The 18,510-nt window shown below is 71.0% G+C and carries 12 protein-coding genes and 1 pseudogene; 2 read left to right on the forward strand and 11 right to left on the reverse strand.

Annotated features, from left to right (window positions below; genetic code table 11):
- Positions 1-2,706: 2,706 nt before the first annotated feature.
- The 3 genes from K8Z49_RS30295 to K8Z49_RS30305 form a co-directional block, all read right to left on the reverse strand.
- A complete protein-coding gene (locus K8Z49_RS30295; RefSeq protein WP_111832915.1) occupies positions 2,707-3,582 on the reverse strand; it encodes a YwqG family protein in 876 nt (291 codons plus the stop codon).
- Positions 3,583-4,403: 821 nt separating this feature from the next.
- Positions 4,404-5,345 carry a D-alanine--D-alanine ligase gene (locus K8Z49_RS30300; protein ID WP_412515815.1) on the reverse strand — a complete coding sequence of 314 codons (942 nt, stop codon included), beginning with the start codon at positions 5,343-5,345 and terminating at the stop codon, positions 4,404-4,406.
- A gap of 35 nt (positions 5,346-5,380) precedes the next feature.
- A complete protein-coding gene (locus K8Z49_RS30305) occupies positions 5,381-6,613 on the reverse strand; it encodes an aminotransferase class I/II-fold pyridoxal phosphate-dependent enzyme (RefSeq protein WP_024936613.1) in 1,233 nt (410 codons plus the stop codon).
- A 262-nt stretch (positions 6,614-6,875) separates the two neighbouring features.
- Here K8Z49_RS30305 and K8Z49_RS30310 point away from each other — a divergent pair, with 262 nt between their 5' ends.
- Positions 6,876-7,493 carry a hypothetical protein gene (locus K8Z49_RS30310; RefSeq protein ID WP_021598158.1) on the forward strand — a complete coding sequence of 206 codons (618 nt, stop codon included), beginning with the start codon at positions 6,876-6,878 and terminating at the stop codon, positions 7,491-7,493.
- 95 nt (positions 7,494-7,588) lie between these two features.
- Here K8Z49_RS30310 and trxA read toward each other — a convergent pair whose 3' ends face one another.
- Both trxA and trxB read right to left on the reverse strand, forming a co-directional pair.
- Complete coding sequence (gene trxA / locus K8Z49_RS30315; RefSeq protein WP_024936614.1) at positions 7,589-7,903, reverse strand: thioredoxin; 315 nt, start codon at positions 7,901-7,903, stop codon at positions 7,589-7,591.
- 119 nt (positions 7,904-8,022) lie between these two features.
- Positions 8,023-8,976 carry a thioredoxin-disulfide reductase gene (trxB, locus tag K8Z49_RS30320; protein ID WP_021598156.1) on the reverse strand — a complete coding sequence of 318 codons (954 nt, stop codon included), beginning with the start codon at positions 8,974-8,976 and terminating at the stop codon, positions 8,023-8,025.
- Between the two features lie 152 nt (positions 8,977-9,128).
- Between trxB and K8Z49_RS30325 the strand changes: the two genes are divergently transcribed.
- Positions 9,129-9,701 carry a dienelactone hydrolase family protein gene (locus K8Z49_RS30325; RefSeq protein ID WP_075024954.1) on the forward strand — a complete coding sequence of 191 codons (573 nt, stop codon included), beginning with the start codon at positions 9,129-9,131 and terminating at the stop codon, positions 9,699-9,701.
- Between the two features lie 262 nt (positions 9,702-9,963).
- On the opposite strand, the gene K8Z49_RS30330 is transcribed toward K8Z49_RS30325, so the two are convergent.
- From K8Z49_RS30330 to K8Z49_RS30355, 6 genes and pseudogenes are all read right to left on the reverse strand, one after another.
- Complete coding sequence (locus tag K8Z49_RS30330) at positions 9,964-10,731, reverse strand: anti-sigma factor family protein (protein WP_021600292.1); 768 nt, start codon at positions 10,729-10,731, stop codon at positions 9,964-9,966.
- Positions 10,728-11,351, reverse strand: a complete 624-nt coding sequence (gene sigM, locus K8Z49_RS30335; RefSeq protein WP_024936615.1) for an RNA polymerase sigma factor SigM — start codon at positions 11,349-11,351, stop codon at positions 10,728-10,730. The genes K8Z49_RS30330 and sigM overlap by 4 nt, the downstream gene beginning before the upstream one ends.
- A 171-nt stretch (positions 11,352-11,522) precedes the next feature.
- The gene (locus tag K8Z49_RS30340; protein WP_024936616.1) at positions 11,523-13,136 is read right to left on the reverse strand and encodes a protein kinase family protein; all 1,614 of its coding nucleotides are present in this window, start codon (positions 13,134-13,136) and stop codon (positions 11,523-11,525) included.
- 163 nt (positions 13,137-13,299) lie between these two features.
- On the reverse strand, positions 13,300-14,985 hold the full coding sequence (murJ, locus tag K8Z49_RS30345) for a murein biosynthesis integral membrane protein MurJ (protein ID WP_256255872.1): 1,686 nt from the start codon (positions 14,983-14,985) through the stop codon (positions 13,300-13,302).
- A gap of 46 nt (positions 14,986-15,031) precedes the next feature.
- A pseudogene (locus K8Z49_RS30350) lies at positions 15,032-17,600 on the reverse strand (DUF6049 family protein).
- A gap of 78 nt (positions 17,601-17,678) precedes the next feature.
- Entirely contained in the window at positions 17,679-18,212 is a 534-nt protein-coding gene (locus K8Z49_RS30355) for an aminoacyl-tRNA deacylase (RefSeq protein WP_021596991.1), read from the reverse strand.
- Positions 18,213-18,510 lie beyond the last annotated feature (298 nt).

The following is an 18,510-nucleotide window of genomic DNA, read 5'->3' on the forward strand; positions in this document are numbered from 1 at the left end:
ATTCTGCGTGTGGCTAAGCGTGGGCTGCCCGATCTCTACTTTTACCGTCGCCGGCACCGGCCCGCTGTCGGACCTTGCCGTGGTCCGCACCGATGGATCCACCCCCCGGCCCGGCCACCCTTGGCGGCGCCGACGACGTGGTTGTCGGGTAACTGGTCGTGGCCCTCGGCAACCTCCTCGGCTGGCCGGGTCGGTGGCCGCCAAAGTGGTGTCGGCGCTCAGCCGGTACCTGCCGATCTCGTGGCCCGCCTGCTCCGGGGCCGACGTGGGGGCGGGGGCTCATTCCGCCCGAGGGCGCTGCCGGCGGGCGGCGGGCCATTGAGGGCGACATTCACGCCGTCCACTATGTCGACCCTGGAACCGAGCAGGAGGAGTCAGGCATCCTCTCCCGTTGTTTCACGTGAAACGGGCCCTTCGACCGAAGCCGCGAGACCGACATTCGCCTCGTCTCTTGCCGTCGGCCGCCGGTGACGTTGCTGCTGGCGCAGGGCGGCGCTCGGTCAGGTCGAGCCGCCTGGTCCGCGCCCGGCGCTTGCGGAACCCACTTGGGCGCTGAGGGACGTGAAGCTCGCTGACTCATACCTGTGGATGGGCCGACACAAATCGGATCTTCACTGATGATCTGGTGGCCACATCAAACCGGCGTGCCGTGGCGGGCGCCTGGCCGAGGTGGCGAGAACCGCTCGTGCGGCAGACCGTCCTCCGTTCCCGCGTCCGCGCTCGTGACCTCTGCCGCCATCGCCGCGTCGTTGGCTGCCCTTCCCCGTCTTGGGCAGCACCGCTTGGGCCGGGCCGCTGGCCTGGGAGCCGCCGTCGCGACCGCGCCGCGATCGTCTGTCATACATCCCCCGGGTCCCCGCGATCGGTTCTTCCCTCTCCTTCTCGGCGGCTTCGCTGGGGCCCGTGTCAACGGCGGCCCTCGACATGGCCACGTCCCCAGGTGTGACGGACCGGCCGCGTGCTGCCGACCCTGGGGCCAGTAGCTGGCGGACGGGCGCTCCCCGCGTCGGTTGCCAGCCACCGGCCATGTAGGGCCAACTCGACGTACCACGACTGTGGCCACCACGAGGGCTGAGCCGGCTCGGGCCATCCATCGCCGCCATCCCTACGGCTCGCCCGCACTGGCGCGTGCGTGCGCATCGCCGCGTCGGCTGCGGCATTGGCAAGTGGCCGGCTGCTTCCCAACAAGGTGGCCCTGTGGCCGCCACCATGGCATGACCAGGCTGCTGTTGAACGGGTGGTGGGACGGGCGGGCTCGCCCGCGGCTCGCCGCCTGAGCGAAGCCGGTGATCAGCGGTATTTCGTGTATCGGTGATTCACCGAACCTGGCCGCGCGTGTCGTCGGCCCGCCTGAGGAGCGGGAGCATTACTCCCTCAGCTCGTGGCCGATCCGCGCGTGGGTCGTTGGCCGTCGGTCCGGTGGCCTTGCGGTGGTCGGGACTCGTCGACCGGTTGCGGGCGGCGAATGCCGATTTCAGCAGCTTTGGCCCGGGCATGAGGTGGCGGTCCGCCCTGCCGACCGTAAGACCATCCTGCATCCGCGGGTGGGTCGACTGCTAAGGACTGCGAGACCCTGCTCATGGCCGACCAGCGTCAGCAGTTGCTGGTGCTCCTCCCTCTGGGCCTTTGCCGAAGAAGTCTCGCCTAACGCAGCGCATTGTTCGGTCGCACCGGGAGGCAGCGTGGCACCCGTAAACCGGCGCTACGGGTGTCGCTGCGCGTTACGCCGACCATCAAGTCTTGGCCACGCCGTCGGCATTCCAGATCGCCGTCGTACCGCTTTGCTGCTGGGACGGAGGCTTCCTGGGGAGGAGGTGTCGAGCGCGTCGGCGTCGGCGCTGCTGCATCAGTGTGCTTTTCGGGCACGGGCGATGGGTTCGTGAAGATCGGCTTGAGCTGTCGAACGCGCGGGCCAAGACGTTGTGGAGTGCCGCAGTCACGCGGACAGGATCGGCCTCGGCGGGGCGGGTGCATCAGGGGATCACGGCGACACGGTGGTCGCGAGCCAGGCGGTCCGGTGTGGGCCTAGACATCGGCAGTCGCCCAGCACAGCGTGCATTGCGGCTACCCGGCGATCGCTCTAGAACGTCCCGAGCACCATGCGAGACGTCCTTGTGGCATGGTGGCGGCAGAAGCGGTTCGGTGACCGCCCTAGGGACACAGTGGCGGGGTGTGTTCAGCGACGGACCGTCCCGCCGTCGGGCGAAACTGTAGATGCAGCGGCCGGGCGTGACAGGAAGCTGTGACCACTGGAGCACAGGCTTTCCTGCCCTGCGCGCGGGTCGTGGGAAGCTCGCTGGGCTACATCTCGACCGATGGGCTGAAGAACCTCATGACCAGGCTCGGGCAGGACATCACCGATACCTGCGCAGTGGATGTGGTGGTGGCCGCCGGCGCCGTACTCGTCATGGTCATGCCCCATCGCTCTATGGCGTCTCGCGCTCAACCTGCCCGGGGGAGAGTGAGGCCGGTGGGGCTGTGGTTGTGGTGGCGTCGCGGCCCATGGTCAGCGCGCAGGTCGGCGGACACCGCTCCGGGGTGGAGTGACCGCGACCGTCAGGAGTCGGGCGCCAGGGAGAAGACCCGCGGCGGCCCTGCGCACCGTGCCTGCACGTTCACCGCCGAGCCATCAAACCCGCCAGGCCCTCCGTCCGTCCGCACCGTCCTGTTCTCCGACGGCGCGTACGGTCGTTAGAGCGGTTGGACTCAGTGGCACTGCCAGGTGAAGCGGGCCTTGTCGAAGCGATGGGCGGCGAGGTCTTGGGCGGTGGCCAGCCAGTAGAGGACGCCCGCATCACCCCACATCATGTCGGCGTCGGTGTCGCCCGCGAACTGGGCTAGGAGTTCCCACCGCGATGCTTCGGCGAGGATGTCGTCCAGATGCGGATTGTCGGGAGTGAAGTCGTCGATGTCCCAGTCCGGTGGGAAGTCGGCGACCTCATACTCGACCTCGCCTTGGACGTTGCTGGGCAAGCCGCCCACCTGATGTTTGTGGGTGGAGCACAGGTCCCGTACGGCGTCGTTGAACTCGGCGTACATCGGGTCGGTGTCCAGCGTCTCGGGGGCGATGCCGAGCGGTTCGTACATCTCGAAGGTGTCGATCAGCGGCAGGGCAACGGCTGGTTCCGCGCGGAGCGGCACCTGCTTGTAGGGCTTCAGAGGGCTCGGTGCCCGGCGTGGCTGTACGGGTGTACCCGCAGGGATGTACAGGAGCCGCGATCCGGGCTGGGACTCGGGTTCTGATGGATGAACCCAACTCCCGTAGTTGTCGGCCTGCCCGTCGAAGTAGAAGAAGAGCAAGGTGCCGCTCGCGGGCAGCGCCAGCCCCGTGTGAGTCGTCGACAGTGGACGGCAGTCGAGTGCCGCGACGAAGGACAGCGGGCCGTGACCTTCCCACACTGGCCAATCGGAGGTCTCCGGAAGCTGTGGTTCGCCGCCCAGGACGCCGATCCGGTCGTCTCCGGGTTGAGCGGCCGAAAGGATCTGGCCCGACGGTCGCAACAGTGAGCTGTAGCGGTCCGCAAGATCGGCGGGGAGCCGTTCCCGCGCCAGCCCGCTGATCTCGGAGAGGCTGATCATCATGCGGCGGAAGTATGCCAAACCCGGGTGACACGGGCTGAAGAGATCACTGGCCTCGCGTCGATCGAGGCCGCCTGTCCCTGGCTCTGCGCCGCAACTTCCGATATCGCCAAATCGCTGCGCCACCGCCTCATGCCCTCGCCATGTTCCGACGCGACTACGACGAGCCGGCTGGACGCCAGAGGCTCGCGCGCCGGATGCGAGGTGCCTGGCATCGAGGTGGGTGCCGCCAGCGTCCCTACGTATCCGCGCCACCCCTTCGTCGCCACGACGCGCGTGGCCTTTGGTGCCCATCGGTTGTCGCTGGGATCGCTCTGCACCTACTTCCGGGCGGTCCTGGCTGCATGCCCGCCGCCCCGACAGGTCCAGCTCATGTTCACCTGCATCGATTGCTCTCACTTGCAGAGGCTGCGGCGACCAATGAGCCACACAGCGCCCCGTCTGCAGGCTTACCAAGGTGTTGGACGTTCAGGCTGAATCGGGCGAACGACTATATGGACGGTGTCCACTTCCGCCGAGATCGTCCCGCTGCTGAGGCGCGGGCGATGGCGCCCGGTGATCTGTGGGGTGGTGGAGGTGGGTAGGCGGCTTGGGATCTTGTCTCCTTGCCGGAGGCGGGCTCGTCGGCCGGGGTGGTGTCCAGGCGGATGGGACCCGATCCGTGCACGTACGGCTTCCTCACCGGCACAGTCGGCCTCGGCATGTCGTTCATTGGCGTCGTCACGCGGGCGGGGCGGCGGGGTGGCAACGACCCGCCTCTGCGTGGTCGGCGGACTGGACGTCTATCTGGGGAGTGGTTCTGCCCGTGGGCCTACGCGGGGGTGTTAGTGGAGGTGGGCCTGAAGGAGGGATTCGCAGACTTCGCCCAACTCCAGGCCGGCGACGCTGACGGCTCGGGGGAGGAGGCTTGTCTCGGTCATGCCGGGGGCGACGTTGACCTCTAGGAAATGGACCTCGCCGTCCTGGGAGACGATGAGGTCGGTGCGGGACAGGTCGCGGAGGCCCAGGGCGCGGTGGGCGGTGACGGCGGCGGCGGTCGCGCGGGTGGACGCCTCGGGGGTGAGGCGGGCGGGGGTGACGAACTCGGTGTCGCCGGCGTCGTAGCGGGCCGTGTAGTCGTAGATGCCGCCGGGGGCGACGATCTCGACGGCGGGGAGGGCGGTGGGGGTGCCGTCGCGTTCGATGACGCTGACGGACACCTCGGTGCCCTCGATGTAGCGCTCGACGAGGGCGGCGTCGCCGTAGGCGAAGCAGCCGACCATGGCGGCCGACAGGCCGGACGCCTCGTGCACGACGGAGGCGCCGAGCGCCGAGCCGCCCCGGGTGGGCTTCACGAACAGGGGGAGGCCGAGGCTGCCGACGATCTTGTCCATGACCGATGTGGCGCCGAGGTCGTGGAAGACCTCCTTCGGCAGCGCGACGGAGTCGGGTGTCCGCAGGCCGGCGCGGCGCACGACGGACTTGGCCGTCGGCTTGTCCCAGGCGACGCGACATGCGTCAGGACGGGCGCCGACGTAGGGGACGTCGAGCAGTTCGAGGACGTCGCGGATGGAACCGTCCTCCCCCGCCGCGCCATGCAGGACGGGGAACACGACGTCCGGCGGGTCGTCCGTCAGGGAGTCCAGCAGTGTCGCGTCGGCGTCGCGGAGCTCCACGGGGATGTCGCGGGCGCGGAGGGCGTCCGCGACACGGCGTCCGGACCGGAGCGACACCTCTCGCTCGTAGGAAAGTCCCCCGGCGAGGACGACGACATGCCCGAGTTCCAATGCAGGTGCCCCTCAGCGTGTTTCACGTGAAACGGTCAGACGACGTCCGGACCCGGTGCCTGGACGCCGGTGGAGGTGTCGCCGACCGCGCCGCCGAAGGTGTTCCGGAGCTGGATCTCCTGCTCCACCACGCCGGCGAGGCGGCGGACGCCCTCGCGGATCCGGTGGGGTTCCGGGAAGCAGTAGGACAGGCGCATGTGCCGGTGCCCGGTACCGTCCGCATAGAAGCCGGTGCCGGGGACGTAGGCGACCCGCTCGGCGATCGCCCGCGGCGCCATCGCCTTGGCGTCGAGGCCTTCCGGAAGTGTCACCCAGACAAAGAAACCGCCCGCGGGGCGCGTCCAGGTGCAACCGGCCGGCATCAGCTGGTCAAGGGATTCCAGCATCGCGTCGCGGCGGGCCCGGTACAGCTCGCGGAAGTCCTTGATCTGCTCCCGCCACGGCTGGGTGGCGAGGTACTCGCGAACGGCGAGTTGCGAGAAGTTCGAGGGGCACAGGATCGCGGACTCGGCGGCCAGCACGAGCTTGGCCCGCACCGCATGCGGCGCCAACACCCAGCCGACGCGCAGGCCGGACGCGATCGTCTTGGAGAACGACCCCAGGTAGATGACGCGCTCGGCGTCGTCCGCGCGGAGGGCCCGCATCGGCTCGCCGTCGAAGCCGAGGAGGCCGTACGGGTTGTCCTCGATGACGAGCACGTCGTACTCGGCGCAGATCTCGAGGACCTGGGCGCGCCGGGCCGTCGTGAGCGTGACCCCCGCGGGGTTCTGGAACGTCGGGACGGTGTAGAGGAACTTGACCCGCCGGCCTTCGCGACTCAGCCGCGACAGGGTCTCCCGGAGCGCCGAGGGGATGAGGCCGCCCTCGTCCAGCGGCACGTGCACGACGTCGGCCTGGTAGGCGGCGAACGTGCCGAGCGCGCCGACGTAGGACGGGGCCTCGGCGAGGATGACGTCCCCGGGATCGATGAAGATCTTGGTGATGAGGTCGAGCGCCTGCTGCGCGCCGACCGTGACGACGACGTCCTCCGCGGACGCGTGGACGCCCTCAAGGGACATCACCTCGCAGATGTGCTCGCGGAGCAGCTCGTCCCCCTGGGCGGAGCCGTACTGGAGCACCTCGGCGCCCTTGCCGGCGACGAGCTCGCCGACCATCTGGCCGACGGCGTCGAGGGGGAGCGCCGACACGTACGGCGCCCCGCCGGCCAGCGAGACCACCTCGGGACGGGCGACCATCGCGAACAGAGCCCGGATCTCGGACGGCACCATGCCGGCGGCACGGGCGGCGTAGCGATCGGCGTAGGCATCTGAACGCGAGTGCTGTTCCACGAGGCACCTCCGAGGTGGAAATGGCTTCCCTGCAAACTACGCCATGGTCATCGCGGCGACGCCCGCGGGTGTGGCGAGCCGCGGGGTTGGGGAAACTCCTGTCCGATACGATGCCCGCGGGTCCCGGAAGGTTGCCGGGAACTTCCGCCGCCACGGGTTCCAGGCCCGACGGGCGAGGATCGCAGCAGGGGGTGCCGACCCGGTGTCGCGTCGTCTCGTCAACATCACGCTGGACAATCTCGGTGATCTGCCGCACCGCTGTCGCGGCTGTGTGTTCTGGGAACTCGACCCGGTGAGCCGGGAGCGGGCGCAGGACAGCGGGGACGCCGGTCTGGAGAAGGAGGCGTGGATCTCCTCGACGCTCCTGGAATGGGGCAGTTGCGGGAAGATCGTGTACGTGGACAACGTCCCGGCGGGGTTCGTGATGTACGCGCCGCCGCTGTACGTGCCGCGCTCGGTGGCGTTCCCGACGAGTCCGGTCAGCGCGGACGCGGTGCTGCTGATGACCGCGCACATCCTGCCGGAGTTCGCGGGCGGCGGCCTCGGCCGGATGCTCGTCCAGGGCGTCGCGAAGGACCTGACGCGCCGCACGGTGAAGGCGATCGAGGCGTTCGGCGACCTCAAGGGCGAGGAGGGCGGGTGCATGGTGCCCGCCGACTACCTGCTGTCGGTGGGGTTCAAGACCGTCCGGCCGCATCATCGCTATCCGCGGCTGCGCCTTGAGTTGAAGTCGGCCCTGTCGTGGCGTGAGGACGTCGAGGTGGCGCTCGAACGGCTCCTGGGCTCCATGACTCCCGAAGGGGCACTGCGGCCGGTCTGAGGCGATCTGAGCCGCTTTGAACGACGTGTGGCCCGCACTCCGGACGGAGTGCGGGCCACACGCTTTCGCGCTCGCCGCGGGAGACGGGAGGCGGCTCAGATGAAGTCGGCGAGGTCCTTCAGCAGGGCGGCCTTCGGCTTGGCGCCCATGATCTGCTTGACGACCTCACCGCCCTTGTAGACGTTCATCGTCGGGATCTGCATGACGGCGTACTGCTGCGGCACCTTCGGGTTCTCGTCGATGTTCAGCTTGACGATCTCGATCTTGTCGCCGTGCTCCTTGGAGATCTCCTCCAGGATCGGCGCCACCATCCGGCACGGGCCGCACCATTCCGCCCAGAAGTCGACGAGGACCGGCTTGTCGTTCTCGAGGACCTCGGTCGCGAAGTCGGCGTCGGTCACGGCTTTCATGTTTCTCCCTCTGTTCTCGCGCGGGCGGGACCCTTCCCCCGCCCGCGATGCGGCTCGTCCGTCCGGTGGTGGGCATGGCCGGTCGGCGGGCGGGGTCCGCCCTGCCTCGCGGTGGTGGGTCAGGCCTGCGGGACGGTCTCGGCGGCGTCCTGGTCCTGGAGCCAGCGTTCGGCGTCGATGGCGGCCGCGCAGCCGCTGCCCGCCGCGGTGATCGCCTGGCGGTAGATGTGGTCGACCACGTCGCCGCAGGCGAAGACGCCGGGGATCTTGGTCTTCGTCGTCGGAGCGTCGACCAGCAGGTAGCCGTCGGTGTCGGTCTCCAGCTGCCCGGCGAACAGGTCGCTGCGCGGGTCGTGGCCGATCGCGATGAACAGGCCCGTGAGCTCCAGCTCCGACTCCGCGCCGGTCTTGGTGTTGCGGACGGTCACGCCGGTGACGCGGTCGTCACCGTGGATCGCCGCCACCTCGCTGTCCCACAGGAACTGGATCTTCTCGTTGGCGAAGGCCCGATCCTGCATGATCTTGGACGCGCGCAGCTCGTCCCGCCGGTGGATCACCGTCACGGAGCGGGCGAACTTGGTCAGGAAGATCGCCTCCTCCATCGCGGTGTCACCGCCGCCGACGACGGCGATGTCCTGCTCGCGGAAGAAGAAGCCGTCACAGGTCGCGCACCAGGAGACGCCGCGTCCGGAGAGCCGCTTCTCGTCCGGCAGGCCCAGCTCCCGGTAGCCGGAGCCGGTCGCGACGATCACCGTCCGGGCGAGGTAGGTCTCGTCCCCGACCTTGACGACCTTGGGGTCGGCGGTCAGGTCCACCTCGGTCACATCGTCGGTGACGAGCTCGGCACCGAACCGCTCGGCCTGCTTGCGCAGGTTGTCCATCAGGTCCGGACCCATGATCCCGTCGGGGAACCCGGGGAAGTTCTCCACGTCGGTGGTGTTCATCAGCGCACCGCCGGCCGTCACCGAACCCTCGAACACCAGTGGCTTCAGGTCGCCGCGAGCCGCGTAGATGGCGGCCGTGTAGCCCGCGGGACCGGACCCGATGATGATGACGTTACGGACGTCGCTCACAGTTCTTGCCTCTCCTCGTTGGCCGCCGGTGCCGCACGTCCGGCCTACCAGTCGCGTCAACCGATCCTAGGGCCCGAGGATTCCCGGCACGCGGGGACCGGCCGCGCGCCGGCCCGCCCGGCGCTGTTCAGGGCTGCTCTAGGGTGTGGCCCATGGCACGGATCCTGCTTCTCCACTCGATGTACGGGCTGCGGCCCGCGGTGCACCAGGCGGCCGACCGGCTCCGCGCGGCCGGGCACGAGGTGCACGTCCCCGACCTCTACGACGGGCGTGTCGTCGACGACGCCGAGGCCGGGATCGAGATCAAGGAGGAGATCGGACGGGACGAGCTGCTGCGGCGCGGGGTCGCGGCCGCGGCGCCCCTGATGGGCGACGGCGGGCTCGTCTACGCGGGGTTCTCGCTCGGCGGCTCCATCGCCCAGAACCTCGCGTTCGCCGACGAGAAGGCCGGCGGGCTGCTGCTGATGCACGGCACGTCCGACATCGCGGAGGGCGCGTCCACCGACGTCCCGGTGCAGCTGCACGTCGCCGACCCCGACACGTGGGAGCCCGTCGACTGGCTGAACGCCTGGTACCTGCAGATGCGCAAGGCGGGCGCGGACGTGGAGGTCTTCCGCTACCGGGGCGCCGGCCACCTGTTCACCGACCCGGACCTGCCCGACTACGACGCCGACGCCGCCGAACGCGCCTGGACGATCGCCCTGGACTTCCTGGCCACCCTCTGACCGACCCACCCCCGCACGACCGGGCCCACCCCCCAGCACCCCGAGTATTCGGTCTGCTGGTGCCGGACGCGGTGCCGGACGCGGTGCCGGACGCGGTGCCGGACGCGGTGCCGGACGCGGTGCCTGGGCGTGGGGGTTTGGTGCGGTGCTTGGCGCCTGGTGCGCGTCGCGAGCGGAACACCCCCGGCCGGAGGTGGTGAGAGGGAAGGCCATGGACGGCGGTCGGGGCGTCCATGGCCTTCGGATATGTGTGAAGCCTGCGTCAGGCGTTGGTGAGTTTCTTCAGCAGATGGTGGTTCTGGGCGGTGCAGTCGGGACCGACGACCCAGATGTTGTGCTTGCCGGGCTTGTCGCCCTTCACGGCGATGACGATCGCCGGTTTCCCGTCGTACTTCGCCTGGTCGACCAGCTGGAGCGACTGCTTGTTGGCGACGCTCGTGACGCATCCCCGGAGACGGGCGTCGGGGGGTGCGGCGCTCGCGCGGAGCTCCTGCTCGCCACCGATGACCTGGCCTACCTGGTCGCCGAGAGTCCCGGAACGGTAGTCGGTGCCGCTGTGAGCGACCTTGAACGCCGGCTCCGGGGCCGCCACCTTCGGGTTCACACCCGGCGGGGCCTCGCCCGATGCGCGGTCCTGGGCCGGGTGCCGGGCCGCCCCGTCGGTGCCGTTCGCGCCGTCGAGCGCGATCTTGCCGACGGTCGCTCCGCCGCCGACCACGATCACCGCCGCCGCGGCCGCCGACAGTATCCGCCAATGCCGCCTTCCGCGCCGCTGTTCCAGGCTCACCACGGTGGCGGTGTGCATCGACTCCGCCGCGATGGCGGTGTCGATGCGCTCGGCCAGTTCGGCGGGCATGGACGGCACGGGTGCCTCCGCCAGGATCCGGGAGACGTCCGCAAGGTCGGCGGACAGCTCACGGCAGTCGGCGCAGGTGTCGAGGTGCGCGTTGACGGAGGCGGCTTCGTCGTCTTCGAGTAGTCCCTCGGCCAGGTCGGCCAAGACGTCGTAGTCAAGGTGTGCGGGGTTCACTTGGGCATGCCACCTCCTTCCACACCTCCGACGTTTTTGCGTTCCCGTCGGTTCCGGTGGTGGACGAGAAGGGGGGCGAGCCTGGCGCGACCCCGCGCGCACCGGCTCTTGATCGTTCCGGGTGGGACCTCCATCACCTGCGCGGCGTCGTCGACGGAGTAGCCCATCATGTCGACGAGGACGAGGGCGGCGCGCTGCTCGAACGGCAGCTGCTCCAGGGCGGTGTGGACGTCGAGGGACACGCCGTGCGCGTCGGTCGGGTCCGGCATCTTGGGCGCGACGGCGTCGAACGTCGCGTCGTCGCCCATCGGCGTCGCCGGGCGGACGGACTTGCGCCTGATGCGGTCGAGGCAGGCGTTGACGACGATGCGGTGCAGCCAGGTGGTGACGGCCGCGTCGCCGCGGAACCGTCCGGCCGCGCGGAACGCCGAAAGGCAGGCGTCCTGCAGCGCGTCCGCGGCCTCCTCCGGGTCGCCGAGCGTCCGCAGCGCGACCGCCCACATCCGGTCGCGGTGCCGGTGGACGAGTTCGGCGAAGGCGTGCGGGTCCCCCTGGGCGTGCCGGGCGAGGAGCTCCTTGTCGGGCACCTCGTCGACACGACGCATGCTCACCGACGTCATGAGCGACCGCTTTCTCGTTCGGGACGCCAGGCCGGCGCCGGACGTCCTCGACCGGCTGCTGAGGTAGGCACCAAGGATTCCTGGGGACGAGGGGACAAAGTAAAGTGCTCACAGGCACGATACAGACATGCGCCGCTCCACGTCACAGCTCAGGTGACGGGCGAGAGACGATCAGCCCGCCTCGCCGTAGACGGTGATCTCGCCGAGCCGTCCCTTGAACGGCCCGCCGGGCAGCTGGGTGAACCACACGAGCACGTACCGGCCGGTGGCCTGCGGGTTCGCGGTGATGGTGATCTCGCCGCCGTTGGGGGCCTGCTCGCCGACCCGTTGCAGGGCGGTCGGGGTCTTGGAGTCGCCGACCCGCACCTGGAGCGTCCCGCCGGTGACCGGGGAGTGGATCTTGACGTCGGCGACCTTGACGGGCTTGCCCATGTCGAGCAGGACGCCGAGGCCCTTGGACAGCCTGCCGAAGTCGGCGCCGTTGTAGCTCTGCGTCTCCCACTGGCCGGAGGCCTTGCCGTCGGTCAGCGTGGACAGGTGCTTGCCGATCGTGTCGTCGCCGTTGCCCGCGGCGGTGCGGAGCTCGGCGGGCTCGATGTTCTGCGGGGTGAGCTTCGCGACGGACGGCGTGACCGGAGCGCTCGTCTTGCCCTTGTCGGTGACGCCGCCGTCCTTGGGGTCGTCGCCGCCGCTGTTGCTGGACAGCGCCCAGGCGCCGAGGCCGACGATGACGGTCAGCGCGGCGGCCGCGACGCCGAGGAGGGCCCGGTTGGCGGGACGTTTCGGTGCGCCGTGCCCGTGCGCGGGGCTCGTCCGGGTGGACGTGGCGGCCGGCGGCGGAGGCGGGGCGGCGTGCCGCTGGGCACGCGACCGCGGCGGCGGGACGTGCGAGGGCGTGGACGCCTCGGGCGCGGGCGGCCGGTGCGGTTGCGTCGTCGCCGCCGTCGACGGGGTGGCGGGACGCCGGGGCGGGGTGGACGCGGGGGACGCGGGGGACGCGTGGCCGAGGCCCGCGAACAGCGGCAGCGGGGTGCGCGGGACGCCGCGCAGCGCCTTGGCCAGGTCGGCGGGGGCGGCGAGCGGTTCGGCGGTGCCGATGCCGAGGCAGCGGCAGACGATCGCGTCGATCGCGTGGGAGATGCCGGCCTGGACCTGGCGGGGCGCGTGCGGGACGCCGTCGGCCTCGGGGGCGGCGGGCAGGCCGGAGCCGTCCTCGTCGCCGGGCCAGTGGGCGGTGAGCGCCGCGTACAGCATCCGGCCGAGGCCGCGGACGTCCTCGGCGGCGGGGTCGTCGGAGTGCCGGTCGCCGAGGACGGCGTCGATCGCGACGCCGAGGAGCTTGACGGTGCCGCCGGTCGTCCAGACGAGGTCGCGGGGGGTGAGGCAGAGGTGGGAGAGGCCGGCGGCGTGCGCGGCGGAGATCGCCTCGGACGCCTCGTACAGCAGCGTCGCGGCGCGGCCCGGTTCGAGCGGGGCCTTGCCGAGCATGCCCTCCAGCGTCTCGCCGGCGACCCACTCGCTGACGATGTAGGCGCTCTCGCCGGAGTCGTCGGCGTCGAACACCTGGGTGAGGCGGGGGTCGGTGAGCCGGCTGGCGGAGCGCGCGGACGTGACGGCGTCGGCGATCCGGGGGAATTCGGGGTCGAAGGTGCGGACGGCGACCGCCCGCGCGAGGATCTCGTCGATCGCCTTCCAGAGCGACGATCCGCCCGAGTCGCTGATGCGCTTCTCAAGCCTGTAGCGGCCGGCGAGACGTGTGCCGGGCTCGATGACTGACGTGCTCACGGCAACGTCCTGCACAGGTGGTCAGATCCCATGTTCGTGGCGTGGCAGCTTACGCCTCCGACCCTCCTCTTTGCGTTCCCCAGGGTGTCGCCCCGCAAGCCGTAGTCCCCCACATGGTAGTGGTTACTCGCACCAGTGGCCCGTCTTATCGCCGCGCGTCCTTTTACTTTGCCCGACCCGGCAGGCGCCGCGCGAACGTGGCGAGCGTGGTCTGGATCTCCTCGACCCGCATCAGCTTGGCGAAGAACACGTAGAGCAGCCCGCCGCCTACGGATCCGGCGACGAGGGTGGCGAGTGCCGGCAGCAGCGTGTCGGTGCCGGCGAGGGCGTCTGCGACGGTGTGGGCGGCGTAGGCGAACCCGACGAGCGGCCAGATCGCGACGAGGAGCTTGAGGTGGCCGCCGACGATGCGGCGGCCGTCGATGCCGCCGAGCTTGCGCCGCAGCACCAGCCAGCAGGTGATCGTCCCGACCAGGTTGGTGATCGCGAACCCGCCGGCGATGCCGACCACGATCCACTTGACGTCGAGGACGTTGTAGGCGGTGAACGCCATGACGATGTTGGACGTGGTGACGACGAGGCCGACGAGGGCGGGCGTGCGGGTGTCGCCGTGGGCGTAGAAGACCCGCAGCATCAGCTGGTAGATGGAGAACGGCACGAGCGCGATCGCGAACATCTGCATGACCCGCGCGATCACCAGGGCGTCGTCGGACGAGGTGTTGCCGTGCGCGAACAGCACCGTGGTGATCTCCGGGCCGAGCACCAGCATCAGCGCCGCCGCGGGCATGATGATCACCGAGGAGAGCCGCAGGCCGCTGGAGAACGCGGCGCGGACGTCGGCGGTCTTGCCCTCGGCGGCGAACCGGCTCATCCGCGGCAGCAGCGCGGTGATCACCGACACCCCGACGATCGCGTAGGGGAGCTGGAAGAGCTGGTAGGCGTTGAAGTAGGGGGTGTAGCCGTAGCCCTCGCCGAGGCCCTCGTCGACGGCGAGGTTCCCGGCCCGGTTCGCGAGCGCGGTGACGACGGCGAGCGCGGCCTGGGTGGCGACGACGTACAGCAGCGTCCAGCCGGCCATCTTGCCGACCTCGCCGATCTCGCCGCGGCGGAAGTCCAGCCGGGGCCGCCACCGGAACCCGACGCGGCGCAGCGACGGCCACAGCGCGACCGTCTGCAGGACGATCCCGCCGGTGGTGCCGACCGACAGCAGCAGCATCTGCCCGTCGGAGATCGAGGACGGGTCGACGCGGCCGGTGGTGATCGCGAGGAACGCGCCGCCGATGGCGATCACGACGATGTTGTTCAGGACCGGCGCCCACATCGGCGCGCCGAAGCTGCCGCGCGTGTTGAGGATCGCACCGGCGAACGCGCCGACGCCGTAGAAGAACAGCTGCGGCAGGAAGAACTGGGCGAACAGGATGGCGACCTCGCGCTGGTCGCCGGTGTAGCTGCCCGCCAGGACGCTGATGAACAGCGGCGCGAGCAGCACCGACACGACGGTGAGGGCGCCGAGGCCGATCACCGCGAGGGTGAACACGCGCTGCTCGTACTGCTCGCCGTAGGCCTGGTCGCGCTGCTTCGCCCGGACCAGCAGCGGGACGATGACGCTGGTCAGGATGCCGCCGAGCAGCAGGTCGTAGATCTGGTTGGGGATCGTGTTGGCGGTGTTGTAGGCGTTGGCGAGCAGCCCGGTGCCGAGCGCCGCGACGATGACGGCGGTGCGCAGGAAGCCGGTGACGCGGGACGCGAGGGTGCCCACCGCCATGATCGCGCCGGACCGCAGGATGCCGGACGCGCCCTTCCCGGAACCGCCGGAGTCACCGGAGCCGCCGGGGCCCGGCGTGTCCACGATCGTGGTGTCGGCGACGGGGGAGCCGCCTCCGGGGAGGGGCAGGTCAATCGCCGTCTCGGCGGCGGTGCTCGCCGCGCCGGGCGGCCTGCCCGTCGGCGGCGGGCTCGGGTATCCCTGCGGAGGCCGGGGGCTCTGGTACGGCGGGCCCGGGTGCGGCTGGGCCGGGCGTCCCCGGTCCGGCGGGCGGGGCGGCGGGGGACCCTGGGGAGGAGGTCCCTGGGGCGTGGGGCCCTGCGGCGGGCCCTGCGGGGGTCCCTGGGGAGGGCCCTGGGGAGGGCGGGGCCTCTGGGGATGGCCCTGACCCGGATACCCCGGGGAATTCGGCGGCGGGTATCCCGGCCCCTGAGAGCCCGGAACCGGGGAACCCGTCCCCTGGTTCCCCTGGCCCTGCCGATCCCATTCCGGTCGGTCCGTCACCGGCTGCCTCCGCTTTCCGGCGGCGCCTCGCTCTGATGGCCCGCACTCCGACGCCCACGAAGAGTACGGCAAGTCCGCCGCCCGTGATGAGCAGGGCGATACGCCCGTAGCCGGTGACGGTGACGGTGATGCTCTCGCCGCTGCCGTACGTCCGCCCGCGCGACTCCGGGATCTGCAGCTCCAGGTTGACCTTGAAGTTGCCGTTGCCGGCCGCCTGCGCCGGGATCCACCGCTGGGCGCGCTCGCCCGGCCGGAGCTCGATCAGCGCGTCGTCGGGGTCCAGCCCGCCGAGCCGGAGCTTCGCGGTGTTCTCCGAGGTCACGACGAGCCTGACCGCCACCGCCTGGTCCTGCAGCGTGTTCTCGACGAGGACCGGCAGCCGGCCGGAGCTGCCGCCCATCAGCACGCGTTTGTTCTTGGTGGTGACGACGCGGACCTTGCGCATGTCCCACTTGAGCTCGTTCTCCAGCTCGTTGCGCGCCCGCTTGGCGCGTCCCGGGGAGGACCTCCATGCCACCGACTCCATGCGCAGCACGGCCCGCTCGTAGGAGATCTTGACCGGGCCGGTCATCACGGCCCGGAACGCCGCCGCCCGCTCCGCGATCGCCTGGGTGTGGTCGAGGTGGGCGTCGCCGAGCTCGTAGCGCTGGTAGGGGTCGGGGTAGCCGTTGAAGACGCGTTGCTGCGGCGCGGTCGACTCGATCTTCCGCAGCGGCACCTCGCGCAGCCAGGCGGCGCCCTTGGTGTAGCTCAGCAGGCTCTTCGCGAGGCCGTCGGCGGGGTTCCAGTACCGGTCGGGGGCGACGACGACGGTGCGCTGGGCGTTCGGCGCCTCCCCCGCGATCACCGCGGTCTCGGCGAGGAAGCGCTGCTCGCTGAGCAGGGCCCCGGACGCCGACCTCGCCCCCGTCGCTGACGATCTGGTTCATCGTCTGGTCGAAGATGAGCGTCTTCTTGACGCCCAGGTGGGTCTGGAGCGCGCTGGCCGCGTTCGGCTGCGCGCCGTTCGCCGGGTTCTGGAACTGCGAGCTGTTCATCAGGAACGTCCCGCCGTCCTTCAGCGCGTACTTGGCGAGCTGGTCGAGCGTGCCGGGCCCGCCGGCGCCGGCGGCCGGCCAGGCGACGTGCGCGTCGGGCGCCCGGCCGAGGATCTGCGCCACCACGCCGGTGTTGCGCTGGTCGAACGCGGTGCCGATGTCGCGGGTCGTCTTGCGGCGGACGAGGGCGGTGACGTCGGGGTCGCCGTACGGGAGGACGAAGTAGGGGTCGCCCTTGGAGGCGTTCTTCAGGGACGTCAGCCATTCCGCCGCGACCCGGCTCTTCTCCTTGCGCGTGGCCTTCTTCGCGCCGGGCGCCCGGACGTAGTAGTCGCCGGCCGCCATCCGCTGCACGTCGTCCAGCAGCGCGGGGTCGATCGCCCAGGTGAGAGGGGTGTTGGTGCCGGCCGCGGCGTCGACGAGCCTGCGGAGCCGGCCGCCGGGCGACAGGTCCGTGGTGAGCCGGTCGTCGATGAAGGTCTGGTCGTTGGTGCGGTGCATCCGGTCGATGAGCGGCACGATCCAGCCGACCGCCACCGGCTTGAAGCGGCGCTGCTTCGGCATGAGGGTCAGGAAGGTCGTCAGGCCGCCGACCACCTGCTGGGCGGAGTTCAGCACCTCGACGCCCACCGGGTAGACGCCGGGGGTGCCGGCGGGCGCGCGCAGCCCGAGCTGCCTGGCGCTGGTGCGGAACGTCCAGTTCTGCTTCACGCCGGGCCCGGCCGCCTCCGCGAGCGGCTGCTGCGGGCCGACGTTGGGGAGCGCGCTCGGCTGGCCCTTCGCGATCTGGTCGAGCTGGATGCGGCTGGTGACGGGCTGCGCGCTGTACCGCAGCCGCAGGGTGAGGCCGGGCAGCTGGCCGTCGGTGCGGTTCTTGGCCACCCCGGAGATCTCGATCTTGGAGTTCTCGCCGACGGTCTTGGGGGTGACCTTCGTCAGCGCCAGCGCCACCTGCGCGCGGGCGAGCGCCTGCGCCCGGGTCGGCGGCCGGGCACCGGCCGGGGGCGCCAGGGCGGCGGGAGCCGCCATCGCGAGACAGGGCAGCAGCGCGGCCAGCGCCGCCACGCGTTGGACCGTCCTCACGCCGCGCCCGCTCTCACTCCGCGTCCGCCCGGGGGCCGTCCGGCACCGTGCAGGCGGCTTCGGGACGGCGGGCATGGATTTCCCGCACCACGGCGTCGAGTCTAGATGCAGTGCCCCGCGCGCCGGGCCCCGCGCACCGGTTCCCGGGAAGGCTCAGGTGGCCGCGCGGTCGAGGTTCGGGGCGCGGGCGGGCGGCGGGGAGAGGAGGTCGGCGGGCTTGGCGTGGCAGAGCGCGAACAGGGTGCCGGCCCGGATGCCGAGCGCGGTGGACGCCTCGCCCGTCGCGGTGTAGACGACGTCGTCGGCGGGCAGCCGGTCGGTGAGGCGGTGGTCGATCAGCAGGGTCACCGAGTCCGGCAGGAGCAGCGGGCAGACGAGGCCCGCCGCGTACTCGGTGACGGCGTTGACGACGTCGGCGCGCGCGGGGCGGACGGTGCGGGCGCCGGCGGCGAGCCGCACGGCCTCCGCGGAGGGCCGCCGCCCGGCCGGGACGAGCACGCCGGTCAGGAAGGGCCGGCCGCGGGCGTCCTCGCAGGAGTAGACGCGCGTCACCAGGCACCGGTCCGCCGGGAGGCCGAGCGCCTTCGGCAGTTCGTCCGCGTTCCCCATCGCGACGGGCAGCCGCACGATCTCGTGCACGGCCTCCCATTCGAGCAGCGCGCGGTGGATGACGAGAGCGTCCTTCATGTTCGGCTCCATCCCGCGGGGGGTCTCCCCGCTCACACCCGGAACGTGGTTCGCTGTGTCCCCGTGCTTCGCACTCTGCGGGGGAAATCCCCACATACCCGAAACGACCGATCTAACCCGCGTCATACATCACGTAAAACCCTCACGATGCGCCTCATCCGCAGGTGCGGCGGACCGTGGCCTTTCGGATCCCGCTACCGTTGTCGTGCGGGGGGCTCTCCGGGTCGCGCAGGCGTCATCGGGGTGTCCGCAACGTAACCCGGGGATCGCGGCATGGGAAGGGCCACGTCCTCCTTCG

It is taken from the genome of Actinomadura madurae (assembly GCF_047130825.1).
GTDB classification, from domain to species: domain Bacteria; phylum Actinomycetota; class Actinomycetes; order Streptosporangiales; family Streptosporangiaceae; genus Spirillospora; species Spirillospora madurae.

Excerpts from the sequence above, each read along its gene's own strand:
- K8Z49_RS30295 (WP_111832915.1), bottom strand. The coding sequence starts at position 3,582 with ATGATGATCAGCCTCTCCGAGATCAGCGGGCTGGCGCGGGAACGGCTC.
- K8Z49_RS30305 (WP_024936613.1), bottom strand. The coding sequence starts at position 6,613 with ATGGTGCCGTCCGAGATCCGGGCTCTGTTCGCGATGGTCGCCCGTCCC.
- trxA (WP_024936614.1), bottom strand. The coding sequence starts at position 7,903 with ATGAAAGCCGTGACCGACGCCGACTTCGCGACCGAGGTCCTCGAGAAC.
- K8Z49_RS30325 (WP_075024954.1), top strand. The coding sequence starts at position 9,129 with ATGGCACGGATCCTGCTTCTCCACTCGATGTACGGGCTGCGGCCCGCG.
- sigM (WP_024936615.1), bottom strand. The coding sequence starts at position 11,351 with ATGACGTCGGTGAGCATGCGTCGTGTCGACGAGGTGCCCGACAAGGAG.
- K8Z49_RS30355 (WP_021596991.1), bottom strand. The coding sequence starts at position 18,212 with ATGAAGGACGCTCTCGTCATCCACCGCGCGCTGCTCGAATGGGAGGCC.